The following is a 15,335-nucleotide window of genomic DNA, read 5'->3' on the forward strand; positions in this document are numbered from 1 at the left end:
TGCGCCGGGGCGAGATCGGTCGAGTGAACAAAAGCCAGCAACCGGTGTATACGTAACGTCGGCCGGGCCGTCCATGGCCCAGAAACTGATGAACTGCTCTCCCAGGAGACCCACATGAGACTGCTCGTCTCGCCGGAAGCCCATGAACTCGGGCTGCGCCACTCCCGCGCATGGCGGCTCGCCGCCGACGCACCGCTGCTCGGCGGGGACGGCCTGTCCGCCGAGCAGGTGGCCGCCGCCTACGATGCCGCCTCGCCCCTTCCCGATGGGTACCGCAAGCTGCTCGCGGGTCTCGGCTATCCCGACGTCGTCCCGGCCGGTGAGCGGCTGCGGACCCTCCTGGACACGCGTGGCTGGCGCTCGCACGGCACCGTGGTGGACGCGGTGAGCGTGGCGACGCTACGCCACGGGGCCGGCATCGGCCTGCATCGACTGCTGCCCACCGACGACGACCAGCACCTGGTCGTCGGCCGCGCCACGGGCGCCGAACGCATCGTGCCCGCCTTCTCCACCCGCTCGCGGCCCATCCCGGCCGGCGACCTGATCTACGGTGTGCCGGGCCCGGACGCGGGCGTGGAGCCGTTCGCCTGGTTGGGCCGCCGCGACTGCGATTCGGCCGAACGCCAGGTGGCCGAATCCGATCAGGAGGCCTTGCTCGTCGTCCTCGGCTGCCCCGGCGAGGAGGCCAGCCACACCGAGGCCATCGGGGCGACGGTCGCCGAGGTGCTGCGATCGGTACGCGCCGACATCACCCTCACCCCACTGCCGCTCGCGCCGGAGTAGCCCGCAGCGAAGTAGCCCGCGGAAGGGTGAAGCGTCCCGGTGGCCTTCCGGCCGGCGAATGGGCCCGGGGATCTTCCCCGGGCCCCATCCCCCTCATTGCCCCGGGTGTCCGCCGACAGACCGACAGGTCGGGACACGGCAAGTGCGCTGCTTTTGCGCCACTTTCCGCCGGCGAACTGTCGGTGACGCGCCGTGCCACCCTTGTGCACCTCCGTGGCCTGCGCTTATGTTTCTCCCCGTCGTGTGGGCCGCAGAGAGGCCGCCCGATCGCCTGATGACTCTGGCCGGTGTGGGCCAGGGAGACGCCGAAGACTTCGGCGATGGGCGGCGGGGGTTGAACCTGTGACCAGCGCCGGTGGCATCGTCACCGGCTTTCGCTGTCCGCGGGGAGTGCGCTCCGGGCCCGAGACGCACCGCGGACGCGTTGGCTTGCCGCGGTGATCCCCCTTTCCTCGTCGCAGATCAGTCGTGCGCGCATGCCCCCGTCACCGTCATCGTCATCTCGAAGGCGCGGGCCGCGTTCCGCTGAGCCGCGTCCACCCCCGACCCTCATTGCGGACGCGCCGCCAAGCGTCCACGCCTGAACCATGCCCAAGGAGCAACGTGTTCAAGGACCTGATCCCGCCACCCGGCCCACCCCGTGGCCTGGCACTCGCCCAACTGGTGTGCCGCATGGGCGACGGGGCCTACAACATCTGTGCGGCGCTCTTCTTCACCCGTATCGTCGGCCTCTCCCCGCTGCAAATGAGCCTGGGCCTGACCATCGGCTGGTCGGCGGCGCTCGTCCTGAGCGTGCCGCTGGGTCATCTGGCCGACCGGGTGGGCCCGCGGGGCACCGCGGTGGTGCTGTTCGTGTGTGCGGCGCTGTCCGTCGCCTCCTTCGTCTTCATCTCCTCCTTCGTTCCCTTCATCATCGCGTCGTGCGCGTACGCGGTGAGCCAGCGCGGCGGCTCGGCCGCCGAACAGGCGCTACTCGCCGGTCTCGTGCCCAGGGACCAGGTCACCCGGGTCCGTGCGTTCGTGCAGTCCAGCTACAACGCGGGCATGACGATCGGCGCCGGCCTCGGTGGCCTCGTGCTGCTCTTCGACACCCGGGGCGCGTATTACGCCGCGTTCGTGCTGAACGGCATCGCCTTCCTGATCGCCGCGTACATCCTTCGCCGGCTCCCCGCCGTGGCGCCCGTACCCGCTGCCCCCGCCGGTACGTCGCCCGCGGCGAAGTCGGCCAACAAGTCGGTCTTCCGGGACGGCCCGTACGTCCTGATCAGCGTGTTGAACACGTTCCTGCTGCTGTACGTTCCGCTGATCGCCGTCGCCCTGCCCCTGTGGATCAGCGAGCACACCTCGGCCCCGGTGTCGCTGTTGTCCGTGATGCTCATGCTCAACACGGTGGTGGTGGCGCTCTTCCAGGTCCGCGTCTCCGAGGGCGTCAAGGACCTCGTCAGCGCCACGCGCTATCTGATCCTCGGCAGCTTCCTGTTGGCCGCGGCGTGCGTCGCGTTCGCCTTCTCCGGAACGTGGAACTCCGCCTGGGCCGCGGGCATCGTGCTCATCGCCGCCGCTGGCCTGATGGTCGTCGGCGAGATGATGCAGGCCGCCGGCGAGTGGGAAGTCAGCTTCGGGCTGGCCCCCAAGGGCAAGACGGGCCAGTACCAGGCGTTCTTCGGCAACGGCATCACCGTCGCGGAGATGCTCGGCCCGCTGGTGCTCACGGGGTTGATCGTCTACTGGGGGGCGCCTGGCTGGATTGTGCTGGGCGCGATGTTCGTCGCGGTGTCCTTCGCGATGGCCCCCGTGATCCGCTGGGGCGGCCGGGTACGCGATGAGCAGGACCGCCTGGAGGCGGCGGAGTCGCAGGAATCGCAGGAGACACAGGCGGAGACCGAGCCGGCCGGGGCGCCGGCCGTGGCGGCGGCAGCGGCTTCCGCGGCGGCAGCAGCTTCTGCGACAGCGGCTTCTGCGACGGCAGCTTCCGCGACGGCACCGACACCGGCCACGGCGCCGGCTTCGGCCGCCGACAACCGTGGTGAGGCCGTGGACGGGCTGGTGTAGCCGCTGAAATTCGCGGCGCCCTACCGGCCAACGGGCTCGGGTACGTGGAAGGCCTGCGCCACCCAGCGATGAAAGTCGGCGATGACGTGTTCGTGAGGCGGATGGACGGCCTCGTACTAAGCAGCGGGGGCGCCGAGTTGGCAGCGCTCGGCGCCCCCGAAGTCCTGCCGGTTGGCGATGTCGAGCAGTTCCACGGCGTCTGAACGCGGCATGGCACGGCTGAGGTCCCGGCGGATCTTTCGCAGATCCCGCACCGGCCCCAGCCGCATGGCCGTCAGCACTGAAGCTGCCCTCACTCAGGAGAGGGAGATCAAGCCGCGACGAGACCACCGGGGGCGGCGGCGGTCGGCAGCCGCGTCGTCAGCGGCCGAGACGCGACACGACCAGACCCGGTGGGCTTCTCGCAGCTCAGGCCTCGATGGGCAATGCCGCCGCCGTCCAGATGCTCCGGCTGGCGGGACACACCTGGCCGCGGGAACAGCACCAGCACGGCCCCGACTGCGGACACCGGACCGCCGGGCCGTGGGCAACCTCAGCACACCCGCGATCCAGCGACTGGTCCGTGTTCGCACCGGTGCGCTCGGCTGAACCATCGGGACACAGCGCGTCATCGAGGGCACGGTGGATCGTGACGCAGCGGGTTCTGACGCGGCAGATCGGGACGTGGGGGACGTGGCGCGGCGCGGGGCGCCAACTCGGTTACGTAGCGAGGTCGATGACGACCTTGATGTCGTTCTCGCGCTCGACGAACGCCTCGGTCGCCCGCTCCAGCGGTACCCGCCGCGTGATCATCCGGGCCAGCCAGTCGCGGTCGGCCTTGGCCAGGGCATCGGCGGCCTGCCGGTAGTGCCGGAGGTTGGCGTTGACCGAGCCGACGATCGCATCGTTGTTCAAGACCAGTTCCCGGTTGATGGCGCCACCGTCCACGGACAGGGTGTGGCCCGGGGGCGAGACGCCGGTGAGGCAGACGATGCCGTACGTGCCGGTTCCCGTCATGGCGTCGAAGACCAGCGAGGCGGCCCCGGTCGCCTCCAGCACGACATCGGGCCGCAGCGCGGAGGTCACCCGGTCGGCGCTCTCCGTGTGGTAGGTCGCGCCCAGATCGGTGACGAGCCGTGGTTTCGGGCCCTCGGTCACCCGATCCAGCACATGCACATCCAAGCCGCGCTGGACGCCCAAAAGCGCCGCCAGCAGGCCGATGGGCCCGGCCCCGGTGACCAACACCCGGCGCGGCGTGAACCAGGCCCGCGCCCCGACTCGCTCCACTTGCTCCCAGGCCTTGGCGACCACGGTCGTGGGTTCCATCAGCACGCCAACCCGTTCCAAACCGGGGTCAATGCTGACCGCGTAATCGCTCTCCACTGTCCAGGACTGTGCGGCGTATCCGTCCCGCTCCTTGATGCCCCGCTCGGTGTAGCGGCCATTGCGGCACATATCGAACTCGCCTCTGGCGCATGCCCCGCACGGCTCAGGGTCGGGTCGGCGCACCACACCCACTACCAGCTCACCAGCGGCAAAGCCGCAGTTCGGGGCCGCCTCGCGGACGCGCCCCAGCGATTCATGGCCCAGCACCAACTGCTGTTGGCCCGGCGGCGCCAAGCCGTAATCGCCCGCGACGATCTCCTTGTCGGTGCCGCAGACACCGACCGCCACCCCGTCCACCAGCAGTTCTGCCGGCCCGGCCACGGGGTCGGGGACCTCCTTCACCGCCTGCGAGCCCGCTTGCCCGGGCCGTACGGTCACCGCGCGCATCCGGAAGACCTCCTTTGCCCGGGCCATTGCCGCTGGCCATTGCTTTTGCCCGCACCATTGCTCCGCCACCTGCACCTGCCGGGCCCCGCGCGAGTACCCGGCGATCGGCGCCCCTAACGCGCCACACCAGGCTGCCACCTGCGATGACTGCACACCGCCTGCGATGACCGCAGCGCGGCCGGTGGGGGCGTCAGGCGTCCAGGCGCGGCAACCAGCCAGCCGGCGTTCAGCGGCTAATCGGCGTCGGCGTCCAGCGCCGAGGCGATCATGGCGAAGGCCCGGTCGATCAGCGCGGCGGGGTCCTCGGCGCCATTGCTGCCACTCCACCGTTGCAGCACGGCGTCGAAGGCGGTGAGCGCGATCCCGGCGGCAAGCCGCGGATACAGGTCGGTGTCGGGGTCGAGCCCGAGGCGGCGGGCCAGCTCGGCCGTCAGATCGTCGCGCCACTGCGCTTGACGCTCCAAGAAGCGGGCCAGCAGGGCGGGGGTGCGCAGGATCAACTGCACCACGCGCAGGGCCCGCTCGGAGTGGTCGGAGCGGTCGCCGCAGGCGTCGAGCGGGGCTCGGACCGTGTGCAGCAGCGCCACGGAGGGGCGCTCGCCTGCGGGGCGGGCCGCAAGTTCGGCGCGCATGCCTGTCCCCATGTCGGCCAGAAACTGGACGACCACGTCTTCCTTGGACGCGAAGTACCGGAAGAACGTGCGCTTGGAGACGCCGGCAGTGGTCGCGATCTCGTCGATGGTGACCGCGTCGTACCCCTTGCGGGCGAGCAACTGGAGCGCCGCTTCGGTCAGTTCATCGGAGACGAGCTGACGTTTGCGCTGGGCCAGGCTGGCTTCGGGGTGGGGGCTCACCGGGTCATGGTACCGCCACCATGCCTCGTATGGCACTCAAAGCAATTCTTGACACTAAGTGCCATGAGCGACAGCATGTGCCACATGACGCAGCAGCACTGGACTGCCGAGCAGATCCCCGACCAGACCCAACGGGTGTTCGTCGTCACCGGGGCCAACAGCGGCCTTGGCCTGGCCACCACCCGAGCGCTCGCCCGCCGGGGCGGGCACGTGATCCTTGCGGTACGCGACGTAGCAAAGGGCCAGCGGGCGAGCGCGCAGATCACCGCCGAGCAGCCGGGCGCCAGCCTGGAGGTTCGCCGCCTCGACCTGGCCGACCTCGACTCGGTACGCACCTTCGCCGATCGCTTGCACGCCGACCACTCGCGGCTGGACGTACTGGTCAACAACGCCGGCGTGCTGGCCCCGCCGCGATCACTGAGCGCCCAGGGCCACGAGGCGCAATTCGCCTGCAACCATCTCGGCCACTTCGCGCTCACCGGCCTACTCCTCGACCTGCTGGCCGTGGGGCGCGATCCCCGGGTGGTCACGGTGAGTTCGATCAACCACCGGAAGGGCCGCATCCACTTCGATGACCTCACTGGCGAACACGGTTACGCCCCGATGGCCTTCTACAATCAGTCGAAGTTCGCCAATGCCGTCTTCGGCTGGCAACTGCACCAGCGGCTGACCAAGATCGGCAGCCCGGTGCGCAGCGTGCTGGCTCACCCCGGCTACACGGCCACCAATTTGCAACTGGGTACGCCGGTCGGGCTATGGCGTTTTGTGCTCGGCCGGATCGGCAACCCTCTGTTTGCTCAGCAGCCGGACCGCGGCGCGCTACCGCAGCTGTACGCGGCAACCGAGCCGCAGGTGACGGGCGGCGACTTCATCGGCCCGGCCGGCCTGGCCGAACTGCGCGGCGCGCCCACGCGAGTTCTGCTTTCCGCCGCGGCGACCGACGCGGAGACCGTCCGCCGGCTGTGGGAGGTGTCGGAGCAGTTGACCGACGTACGGTTCGCCTTCTCGAACCCCGTGTGACGGCGGTGCGCCACACCGGTGGGCGCCGTGGGACGGCACCGAAAGGGGCGGAAGGTCAGAACGAGCCCTACCCGGCCGCGTCGCGCCGGTGCAGCGTTTCGATGCGGGCCAGTTCGTCCCGCGAGAGCCGTAGCGCGCCGGCGGCCACATTGGCGACTAGGTGGTCCGGGTTGCCGGTGCCCGGAATGGCCAGCACATGCGGCCCGCGCTGGAGCGTCCACGCCAGCCGGACCTGCGCGGTCGTGGCCCCATGCGCGCGTGCGATGACAGCGACCTCGGCACTGTCCGCGCCGCTCGCACCCCCCTCGCGCCCCGCGCCAGCGATGGCGTAGAACGGCACGAAGGCGACGCCCTGCGCACCGCAGGTACGCACAAACTCGTCGTACTCGGGTCGCGCGCCGATGCCGTACTGGTTTTGCACACAGACCACTGGCGCGATGGCCTGGGCCTCGACGAGGTGCTCGGGAGTGACATTGGACAGGCCCAGGTGGCGGATGAGCCCGGCGTCGCGCAGTTCGGCCAGTGCGCCGAAGCGCTCGGCGATCGAGTCGGTGCCAACCGTGCGCAGATTCACTATGTCGAGGTGATCGCGGCCGAGTTGGCGCAGGTTTTCCTCGACCTGGCCGCGGAGTTGCTGGGGGGTGGCGTGGGGCAGCCACTGACCCGAAGGGTCCCGGCCCGGCCCGACCTTGGTGGTGATGACAAGGCCGTCCGGGTAGGGAGCAAGCGCCCGGTTGATCAGCTCGTTGGCGGAGCGCAACGGTGAGAAGTAGAACGCGGCGGTGTCGATGTGGTTCACCCCGAGCTCAACTGCGCGGCGTAGCACGTCGATCGCCTTGGCGCGATCGCTCGACGTGGCGTCGGGTATCAACGCCTCGCCGTTTTGCGTCAGGCGCATCGCGCCGAAGCCGATCCGGTTGACGACCAGATCGCCGAGTGTCCAGGTGCCTGACGCATCCGCGGTGATCGTTTCGGGAGTCATCAAGGGAGTGTGCCACACGGTGTGCGGAGCGCTCTCAGTCCGCGCACGCTCGCCATGCCGCGCACGGACGCCAGGCGCGAGGGTGCCTTCACCCGCTACGACCCGGCACGAGCCACCGCCTCCCCGAAGACCCCAGCAGGCACGGACTGTGCTTGGCCGGGTAAGTGGGCTCACTCCGCGCTCAGCGGGGTGCGGGGTGCGGGGTGCGGGGTGCGGGGTGCGGGGTGCGTAGAGAAGGTAGCTCAGTGGCTCAGTTCCAGGGGTTGGACTGCTGGTCGTAGATGGCCGTCCAAAAGCGCGTATCGGCGGGCACGTCCCCGTAGGCCCAGTAGCTCCAGCCGCCGGAATACTGCAAGTTGGGGCCGTACCGACCGTCGTGGAACTCGGCCATCCGCCAGTCCTTGCCGAACTTGTTGGCGCAGACCCTGTTCGCCACGGCGAGGCTGGTCAAGCGAGTGCCCCTCACCGGATCGCTCGCCGCCACCCGACCGCGGGCCCACCCTGCGTAGAAGTCGGGGGTGACCCCATCCGGAACCACGCTGCCGTCAGCCTTCAGGCACAGCACGGGAAGCGCCTTCGTCGTGGAGGTGTCCCCTTGGTACGCGTCGCTCAGGGGGCCACCCCCCACCTGCACCGTCCCGCTCGGGCCAGCGCCGATCAAGGTCCAGGTCATGGCCTTGTCGTTGGCTGCGATGTGACCGGGCTGGCCAGGCTGGCCGGGTTGAACGGGTTGAGCCACCGCGGGACTCGCGATGCCCGTGGCGACCGTGAGCACCGCCGCACCAAGAACTGCACCTAACGTGATGGATCGCAAGGTTTCTCCTCAACTCACGCGACACGAGCGGACACGCGCGGACACCACGAGCGGAATGGTGCGTCGGTCGAGGATTCTTCATGTTCCTCACGTCTCCCTCTAAGGGGATAACCAGTCACTCACAGGATTCACGCGCTCTCCCTGCCGATACCGGCCCGGCACCACCTGACTACCGCGGCGGTGCGGGCGGCTGAGTGTCGGGCCGCGGCGCGCCGGGCAGTTGTGTGCCGGGAGGCTGGATACCGGCAGGTGGCGTGGTGTGCCGGCCGCGGTAGGCCTTGCGGTACGCACTCGGGACGGTGCCCGTGGCGCGGTGGAAGTGACGGCGGAGGCTTTCGGGTGAGCCGAACCCCGTGCGCTCGGCGATCTGCTCAATCGTCGCGTCCTCGCTCTCCAACAGGTATCGGGCACGCTCAAGCCGAGTCCGCAGCAGATACTCCAGGGGGCTACGACCGGTGTGCTCCCAAAAGCGCCGGTTGAGGCTGCGAACGCTCAGGCGCGCATGGGCCGCGATCTCGGTGAGGGACAGCGTGCGGTGCGCATTCGCCTCCACCCATCGCATGGTCGGCTCCAGACCCGCGGTCTCGGCGAGTGCGCGGTCGATCTCGGCCTGCGCGGAACGGGCCTCCTGGTGCAGAGGTTGCACCAGCCTGCGGATGGTTGCCGCGACGACAAGGGGCCCGTGGTCGTACTCGATGAGCCTGAGCACCAGGTCCATCCCGCCGAAGGCCCCGGCAGCGGTGAGGAACGGGCCGTCCACCACGACGGCGCCGCTGGCCTCGATCTCCACCCGCGGGTGGCGCGCCGCCAGTTGCGGAAGGTGCTGCCAGACGGTGGTGGCCCGGCGGCCGTCGAGGAGGCCGGTGGCCGCGAGGGTGAAGGCGCCCGTGCCCACCGCGAGCACCCGGCTACCCCGGCCGGCCGCCTCCCGAACCGCGGCGCTCACGTCCGCCGGCGGGTCCCCGAGGAAGCCGGTGTGCCCGGGGATGATCACGGCGGCGGCGTCCGCGAGGCCCTCCAGCCCCCAGGGCGCGGTGACGGTCATGGCCGCGGGGGCCTCGGTCGTGATGGTGCCCGAGGGGGCGCACACGCGCAGTTCGTAGTCGGCCCGCGAACTGTTCAGGGCCGCGGCCAGTACCAGCCCCGGCGTACTGAGCTGGTGCGCGGGCATCCCGTCGAGCGCGAGCAGCGCGACCACTGACATGGCGTGAACCTAACGGACGGGGGCGCGGGGGCCGGTCACCGCGCCGGCTTGTCTTGCCCGAGCCCGCGCCATGGGAAGCGGTCAGTGTTACCGGCCGGCCAGCGTCTTGCCGATCCAGGCCTTGTGCGCGGGTACGGAGGTGTAGATGCCAGGGCCGCCGCCGCAGAGCGGGTTGACGGCGTGGTCCCCGTCCCCGGAGGTGGCTCCGACGAGCTGCCAGCGTCCGTGGACGCGCTGGATCTGGGGTCCGCCGGAGTCGCCCGAGCACGCCATGGCCCCACGGACCCGGCTGGTGGTGCACAGTTCGCTCTTGCCGTCGATGTCCAGGCACTTGGCAGCCGCGGCCCTGCGAGTGTCCAGTTCCTGAAGCCGCTCGGCGAACACCCAATCCTGGGGCTGCTTCCCGTCCACCACGGTCCCGAAGCCGAGCACCCGGGTGGGCGCACCAACCCTCGGCGCGCGGTCGGCCATGCGGATCGGCTGCTGCGGGGCGGGACGGTCAAGCCGCAACAGGGCGATGTCGCTCCTTGAGCGATACGGGCTGCTGGCGTCGTATCCCGGGTGGACCACCTTCTCCACGACCTTGCGGACCGTGCCGCCAGAGCTCCGGTCTTCGCTGCCGATCCGTACGGTGCCCACCGGGTGGGCACCCATGACGCCCTCCTCCTGGGCGCAATGGCCTGCGGTCAGCACCCACCGGGGCGCGACGAGCGTGCCGCCGCACACACCGTCGAGCGGGTTCTGGTCGTCTTCCAGGACCATCGGGATCGAGACCATGAACGGGTATGCCTCGGTGGAGTCCTTGCCGTGCACGATCGCTTGGGCGCTGGTGCTCGTGGCCGTCGCGCACAAGGTGGCAGCCGCGCCGATCACGGCGGCCCGGGTCAGCAGTCGGCGCGCCGGTCGCAGGCGGGCGGCCGGTCGGCTCGGGAGGCTCGGCGGGGTGGAAACAGACATGGTGGTTCCCTTCACAAAACAGCTGGTGGCTGCGCCGGGTCGGCGGGGTTTCCCGGCCTCCGCGGCACGTTCTCCATCCTCCGCGGGCGCCCCAGCGGGAATAAGCGGTCCCGGTGCCACCGTGGGTTAAATTCTGGCCATGCCAGTGGTCGCACTGCTCGTGTTCGACGGAGTCCCCGCACATCACGTCACCGCCCCCGCCCTCGTCTTCGGGTCCGCTCCCCGCATCTCCTACCGCGGGTCCCCCTACGATCTGCGGATCTGCTCCCCGTCCGGCGTCACCACCGGAGCACCCGGCCCGTTCCGGATCTCCGTGGAACAGGGGCTCGACGGCCTGGCCGACGCCGAGACGGTCATCGTGGCCGGTTACGAGGGGTTCCGCGACGAGGCCCCGGCCGCGGTGCTCGACGCCGTGCGCGCCGCCGCCGGCCGGGGAAGCCGTGTCGGTGCGATCGGAACGGGCGTCTTCCTGCTGGCAGCCGCCGGGCTCCTTGCGGGGCGCCGTGCCACGACCTGCTGGCACCACGCCGCAGAACTCGCCCGCCGCTACCCCCGTATCGCCGTCATCCCCGAGGAGTCGTTCGTGGCGGACGGGCCGCTGCTGACCTCCGCCGGGGTCCTCGGCGGCAAGGAACTCTGCCTGCACGTCGTGGAAGAGGACCACGGCGAACAGGCGGCAGTGGAGGCGGACCGGCACCTCTTCTTGATGCTCCCCGACCCCGCCGAGGTGCTACGGGCCGATGGGCCACCCCAGCAGACACCGCACGACGACCCTGTCCCCAGCGCCCCGGACCGCGAGGTCGAAGCGGTCACCCGGTGGATGGAGGCCAACCTCCAGCGCCCGTTGACCCTCGCGGCCATCGCCGCCCACGCGGGCATCAGTGTGCGCAGCCTCAACCGCCGCTTCCGCGCCAGCACCGGCCTCTCCCCGCTCCAGTGCCTGCTGCGCGCCCGCGTCCGGCGAGCCCAATGGCTGCTGGAGCGCACGGACTTGCCGGTAGGACAGGTAGCGGCGCAGACCGGCCTCGGCACCCCGGCCAACCTGCGCCACCACTTCCAGCGCCTCAACGGCACGACCCCCGGCACCTACCGTGCGGCCTACCGGTCGCTGGCCGGCACGTTCGCAGCCGCGATACGGCCCGAACACGCCGATGCCCCCGTGCCCGATGAGCACTCCGAGCGGCAAGCGGCTCCCGACGCCTAGCGGCCTGGCCGCAACCTGTGGCGTACGACGGAGCCGATCCATGTCCGCGCCTGCGCCCGCCCACCCGTCTCACCCTGGCCGCTGAGGCGGCGCTGACCTCGGTGAGCACAGCACCGCAGCGCCAAGTCATCGTGTTATAGATAACTGCTATCTCCACGTACGCGGTGCGGAAGAGTACCGTCACATTCGGCCGCCTCCCGTGAAATCCAGGCATTAACACATCACCTGGCTTTTCCCCTACCCCCCACCCCACCCCCACCCCTCGAATAACGGGGCGGCCCTCGCAGCGAAACGAACTCACCGGCTCCCGGGGAGAGAGCGAGAGCCGTGGGCGCTTTTGCCGCCGCGGGATATTCGTTCCCTTGTGTCCGACCGCGATAACAGGGCCACGGTGTAGGCGACGGTTCCACTGGTCATGGTGGGACGTGCCTGGCCGTATGGTGTCCGGCGCCCGCTCGCCGGTCGCATCGCCCAGCGGACGCATGGGCTCGCGCAGCCGACAAGTCCATCCATTGAGTGGAGAAGTGTATGAATTCCCGGAAGATACTCCGAGCATCACTCGCGCTCTGCACGACGAGCCTGCTGTTCGCCTCGGGTGTGCAGGTGGCGTCCGCAACCGGCCAAACCGACACGCAAGGCGAGAAGGTGGCGGCCCGAGTGGTCACCTATGACTCCAGCGGAGCCGCGGAGTTCAAGGACGCGGTGACGCAAGGTGCCGAGGCCTGGAATGTGAGCGTGAAGAACGTTCAGCTCAAGCCGGTCCAGTCGGGCCAGCGCGCCAACATCATCGTCGTCGCCGACAATGGCTGGCCGCGCGCCCAACCGACCTCACTCGGCAACGGGCGGGTGTGGATGGGCCGGCAAGCGGTCAACGAGGGGCACAACACCATTCGGATCGCCTCGCACGAACTCGGGCACATCCTCGGGCTGCCCGACGTCAAGCCGGGCCCGTGCACCAGCCTGATGTCTGGAGCATCGGCCGGTACGTCCTGCACCAACCGCTACCCGAACGCACAGGAAAAGTCCTCAGTGGAGCGGAAGTTCGCCGGTTCCCAGTTGTCCGCGCGCATCACGGCGTCCAACGTAGCCCTGACCGCGTACTAGAGCAGACCGTACGAGCGGGCAGCCCAGAACCGGCCCCTAGGCCATGCCCGGCCTGCCAGCCATCGGGGCGCGTTCGCGCGCATCCCGGACTTGGGGGGTGCCAGGTGGCGGGGACACCGGGCACCCCCACCACCTGTCGAAAGGCGAGGACCCATACGACGCGGCCCCCTCACCGGGGCCGCGCACGGGCCCCACCCCGCCCCCAACGTCCCACCGGTCGAACGCAATACCGGCCTGACGGCTCATGAGCCCAACGACCTATGAGTCCAACGACCTAGAGATCGAACTCAGTCGGTGCGATGTCGAGCGCGTAGCATGCCTCGCGGACGATGGCCTGCTCCGTCTTGTCGAAGTCGCCATCGGCGCCACCGATGACAATGCCGATCTGAATGACCGCACGCGCCTCGACCGGCTTCTTCTTGACCTTGCCGATGTCCTGAATGACGGACACCTTGCCGAACGCGAAGTCGGCGGCCAACTTGTCGAGGTACTCGTTGAAGCGACGCTGCAAGTCGTCGGCGGGGAAGTTCTTGAGCACGTCATTGGTGGCGATCAGCGAGGCGACGCGCTGCCGCTCGGCGGGGTCGACCGAGCCATCGGCTGCGGCCACCAGGGCACACATCGCCATGCTGGCGTCCCGGAAGGCGCCACTCTTCAAGTCGTTCTTCTTCGCCATCAACTGCGTCTGCATCGACGACGCGGAATCCTTGAGCTTGTCCCATAGGGCCATCTGTACTTCTCCTCGTCTCATTTCACGGCGGCCGGAAGGCGCTCTCGGCAACGACGCGGAAGTGTCTACAACGGTGTAGAAGCTAGCAGGCCCACCGCTCAGGCTTTTACGGCCCCGGTGGCCGGGCCTGAGCCTCCAGTTGGCACCCGCATCCGATCACGTGGCCGCGGCAGTGAACGAGTCAGAGTCAGGACTGAGGCCGGGGACCGGGGCCGAGCTGGAGCCGGGGCCGGAGGCCGGGTTGGAGCCGGAGCCGGGGGCCGGGCTGGGGCTGGGTCGGGGCTCACTCAGCGAGTCATGGCCTCGGGCCCGCTGGCCGCGGTGGTGCTGGAGGTGCTGGAGGTGCTGGAAGGGGAAGCAGAAGCGGGTGTCAGCGGCTTGGCGTAGCAGCGGCTCTCCTTGTGGAAGCGGTAGGGGCCCACCTTGGCGCAGGGGGCGTAGCCGCTGGACAGGTACAGGGAGATGGCCTCTGGCAACTTGGCTCCGGTCTCCAGGACCATCCGGGTGCGGCCCGCGGCGCGGGCGTCCTCTTCCAGGGCGGCCAACACCAGCCGGGCCAGCCCGCGCCGGCGCGCCTGCGGAACGACGTACATGCGCTTGATCTCCGCGTCGCCGTCCGCGTACACCTCCTCGTTCTCGTCCTGGCTGCGCCAGCCACCGGTGGCGACCGGCGCCCCGAGGTCGTCGTAAACGATCAGGTACAGGCCCTGCGGCGGCTCGAACATGGCCGGTTCGAGCACGGTGACATCACCGTCGGACTCAAACCGCTCAGCGTATTCGCGCTGCACGTGGTCGTTGAGCCTGCCGGCGTCGGGGTGGTCAAAAGCGACACGACGAAGGTTCATACAGCTCAGCGTACTTATCCGCCGAACCGACCCGGCTCGGGGCGGCGTGCCTTACCGGCCCATAAGCCCACGCCTTTACGGGCGAACGCGGGCCCCCGCTGCGGTGTTCTGGTCGCCGGTCTGCGCCACACCGGTCAGCGTGCGCAGGGTCGCCGTAGGCCCAGGCGGGTCGCACTGCGCGATCTTTCGCAGTGCGGCGAACGTCTCCTCGGGCTGTTCCAGGACGAACAGATGGTTGCCCCGCACCCAACGGGTGCCGCGCGCCCCCAACTGGTCGGCCAATTCGGCGAGTAGGGCCGGCGGGACAGCCGCGTCGTCTCTGCCGCCCAGGAGATGAACCGGGGGCCGTACGGGCTCCGGCGACCATCCCGCGGGCCCGAGCACCGCCAGATCCTGCCGTAGCTCGGGCAACAGCAGTCGGGTCGCCAGCTCGTCGGGCAACTCACTATCAGGGACGATGCCATGGGATCTGGCCACCGAGAGCAACGACTGGTCGTCCAGGCCCAGCAGGTGGCAGGCCGGCGGCCCGGGGCGCGGCGGTGCGGACAACACGAGCCGTAGGCCCGGGGGCCAGTTCGCCGCGTGTCGCTGCGCCATCCGGTGCGCCACGGCCGCGCCCACGCCGTGGCCAAGGATGATGCCAGGTTCGGTGAGGTCGGCGGCGAGTAAGTCCGCGTAGAAGTCCGCGAGTTCGCTGAGGTTCGGTCCCTTGTCGTGCTCCCCTGCGGTGGGGGGCTGCACGGCGACCACCGTCCAGTCCTCCTTGACCTGCTGAGCCAAGCGCGTGAACGACCCTGCGGAGCCGCCCGCGTACGGCAGGCAGAGCAGGCGGAAGGGGCCTCCTTCGCGCAGCTCCAATCGACTTGGGCCCGCCCTCATGCTCCGACCTCCATTGGGCTTTGCGGGGACGTGGCTGCTTGTGCTTGTGCCTGTGCCTGCGCTTATGCCTGTGCCTGTGCTTATGCCGGGCGTTGCGCCATCGGGGGTGGTGGTGATGCCTGCGCCTGTGCGTGGAGCCATGTGGGTGTCCATGT

The 15,335-nt window shown here is 69.8% G+C and carries 14 protein-coding genes and 1 pseudogene; 6 read left to right on the top strand and 9 right to left on the bottom strand.

The genetic code is table 11. The annotated features are described in order from the left end of the window. The first annotated feature begins 114 nt into the window (after positions 1-114). The 3 genes and pseudogenes from FHS42_RS09870 to FHS42_RS39360 all read left to right on the top strand — a co-directional run. On the top strand, positions 115-783 hold the full coding sequence (locus FHS42_RS09870; RefSeq protein WP_184571110.1) for a hypothetical protein: 669 nt from the start codon (positions 115-117) through the stop codon (positions 781-783). A 603-nt stretch (positions 784-1,386) separates the two neighbouring features. Beyond that, positions 1,387-2,835 carry an MFS transporter gene (locus FHS42_RS09875; protein WP_184571112.1) on the top strand — a complete coding sequence of 483 codons (1,449 nt, stop codon included), beginning with the start codon at positions 1,387-1,389 and terminating at the stop codon, positions 2,833-2,835. 198 nt (positions 2,836-3,033) lie between these two features. Continuing rightward, positions 3,034-3,144: pseudogene (locus FHS42_RS39360) on the top strand (IS5/IS1182 family transposase); the annotation flags it as partial. 390 nt (positions 3,145-3,534) lie between these two features. On the opposite strand, the gene FHS42_RS09885 reads toward FHS42_RS39360, so the two are convergent. Together FHS42_RS09885 and FHS42_RS09890 are read right to left on the bottom strand one after the other, a co-directional pair. Continuing rightward, positions 3,535-4,587: a glucose 1-dehydrogenase gene (locus tag FHS42_RS09885; protein ID WP_184571116.1), complete on the bottom strand. Its 1,053-nt coding sequence runs from the start codon at positions 4,585-4,587 to the stop codon at positions 3,535-3,537. A gap of 233 nt (positions 4,588-4,820) precedes the next feature. Further along, a complete protein-coding gene (locus FHS42_RS09890; RefSeq protein ID WP_184571118.1) occupies positions 4,821-5,441 on the bottom strand; it encodes a TetR family transcriptional regulator in 621 nt (206 codons plus the stop codon). A gap of 84 nt (positions 5,442-5,525) precedes the next feature. Here FHS42_RS09890 and FHS42_RS09895 point away from each other — a divergent pair, with 84 nt between their 5' ends. Continuing rightward, positions 5,526-6,461, top strand: coding sequence for an oxidoreductase (locus tag FHS42_RS09895; RefSeq protein ID WP_184571616.1), 936 nt, complete (start codon positions 5,526-5,528; stop codon positions 6,459-6,461). Positions 6,462-6,528: 67 nt separating this feature from the next. Here FHS42_RS09895 and FHS42_RS09900 read toward each other — a convergent pair whose 3' ends face one another. The 4 genes from FHS42_RS09900 to FHS42_RS09915 form a co-directional block, all read right to left on the bottom strand. Continuing rightward, the gene (locus tag FHS42_RS09900) at positions 6,529-7,443 is read right to left on the bottom strand and encodes an oxidoreductase (RefSeq protein ID WP_184571120.1); all 915 of its coding nucleotides are present in this window, start codon (positions 7,441-7,443) and stop codon (positions 6,529-6,531) included. A gap of 250 nt (positions 7,444-7,693) precedes the next feature. Beyond that, positions 7,694-8,257, bottom strand: a complete 564-nt coding sequence (locus tag FHS42_RS09905) for a flagellar hook-length control protein (RefSeq protein ID WP_184571122.1) — start codon at positions 8,255-8,257, stop codon at positions 7,694-7,696. A gap of 169 nt (positions 8,258-8,426) precedes the next feature. Further along, on the bottom strand, positions 8,427-9,461 hold the full coding sequence (locus tag FHS42_RS09910; RefSeq protein ID WP_184571124.1) for a GlxA family transcriptional regulator: 1,035 nt from the start codon (positions 9,459-9,461) through the stop codon (positions 8,427-8,429). Between the two features lie 87 nt (positions 9,462-9,548). Further along, positions 9,549-10,418 carry a S1 family peptidase gene (locus tag FHS42_RS09915; RefSeq protein ID WP_184571126.1) on the bottom strand — a complete coding sequence of 290 codons (870 nt, stop codon included), beginning with the start codon at positions 10,416-10,418 and terminating at the stop codon, positions 9,549-9,551. 139 nt (positions 10,419-10,557) lie between these two features. Between FHS42_RS09915 and FHS42_RS09920 the strand changes: the two genes are divergently transcribed. Next, positions 10,558-11,622 carry a GlxA family transcriptional regulator gene (locus FHS42_RS09920; protein WP_221476304.1) on the top strand — a complete coding sequence of 355 codons (1,065 nt, stop codon included), beginning with the start codon at positions 10,558-10,560 and terminating at the stop codon, positions 11,620-11,622. 528 nt (positions 11,623-12,150) lie between these two features. Continuing rightward, positions 12,151-12,726: a snapalysin family zinc-dependent metalloprotease gene (locus FHS42_RS09925; protein ID WP_184571128.1), complete on the top strand. Its 576-nt coding sequence runs from the start codon at positions 12,151-12,153 to the stop codon at positions 12,724-12,726. Positions 12,727-13,000: 274 nt separating this feature from the next. Here the strand turns inward: FHS42_RS09925 and FHS42_RS09930 are convergent, their stop codons facing one another. The 3 genes from FHS42_RS09930 to FHS42_RS09940 form a co-directional block, all read right to left on the bottom strand. Beyond that, on the bottom strand, positions 13,001-13,456 hold the full coding sequence (locus FHS42_RS09930; RefSeq protein ID WP_184571130.1) for a tellurite resistance TerB family protein: 456 nt from the start codon (positions 13,454-13,456) through the stop codon (positions 13,001-13,003). Between the two features lie 287 nt (positions 13,457-13,743). Next, complete coding sequence (locus FHS42_RS09935; protein WP_184571132.1) at positions 13,744-14,301, bottom strand: GNAT family N-acetyltransferase; 558 nt, start codon at positions 14,299-14,301, stop codon at positions 13,744-13,746. A 75-nt stretch (positions 14,302-14,376) separates the two neighbouring features. Next, entirely contained in the window at positions 14,377-15,180 is an 804-nt protein-coding gene (locus FHS42_RS09940) for a thioesterase II family protein (RefSeq protein ID WP_184571134.1), read from the bottom strand. Positions 15,181-15,335: the final 155 nt, after the last annotated feature.

The sequence above is a fragment of the Streptomyces zagrosensis genome (genome assembly GCF_014203645.1).
Classification (GTDB): domain Bacteria; phylum Actinomycetota; class Actinomycetes; order Streptomycetales; family Streptomycetaceae; genus Streptomyces; species Streptomyces zagrosensis.

Bases quoted from the DNA above. Each gene is read 5' to 3' on its own strand.
- FHS42_RS09870 (WP_184571110.1), top strand. From the start codon at position 115: ATGAGACTGCTCGTCTCGCCGGAAGCCCATGAACTCGGGCTGCGCCAC.
- FHS42_RS09885 (WP_184571116.1), bottom strand. From the start codon at position 4,587: ATGCGCGCGGTGACCGTACGGCCCGGGCAAGCGGGCTCGCAGGCGGTG.
- FHS42_RS09895 (WP_184571616.1), top strand. From the start codon at position 5,526: ATGACGCAGCAGCACTGGACTGCCGAGCAGATCCCCGACCAGACCCAA.
- FHS42_RS09900 (WP_184571120.1), bottom strand. From the start codon at position 7,443: ATGACTCCCGAAACGATCACCGCGGATGCGTCAGGCACCTGGACACTC.
- FHS42_RS09910 (WP_184571124.1), bottom strand. From the start codon at position 9,461: ATGTCAGTGGTCGCGCTGCTCGCGCTCGACGGGATGCCCGCGCACCAG.
- FHS42_RS09915 (WP_184571126.1), bottom strand. From the start codon at position 10,418: ATGTCTGTTTCCACCCCGCCGAGCCTCCCGAGCCGACCGGCCGCCCGC.
- FHS42_RS09920 (WP_221476304.1), top strand. From the start codon at position 10,558: ATGCCAGTGGTCGCACTGCTCGTGTTCGACGGAGTCCCCGCACATCAC.
- FHS42_RS09925 (WP_184571128.1), top strand. From the start codon at position 12,151: ATGAATTCCCGGAAGATACTCCGAGCATCACTCGCGCTCTGCACGACG.
- FHS42_RS09930 (WP_184571130.1), bottom strand. From the start codon at position 13,456: ATGGCCCTATGGGACAAGCTCAAGGATTCCGCGTCGTCGATGCAGACG.
- FHS42_RS09935 (WP_184571132.1), bottom strand. From the start codon at position 14,301: ATGAACCTTCGTCGTGTCGCTTTTGACCACCCCGACGCCGGCAGGCTC.
- FHS42_RS09940 (WP_184571134.1), bottom strand. From the start codon at position 15,180: ATGAGGGCGGGCCCAAGTCGATTGGAGCTGCGCGAAGGAGGCCCCTTC.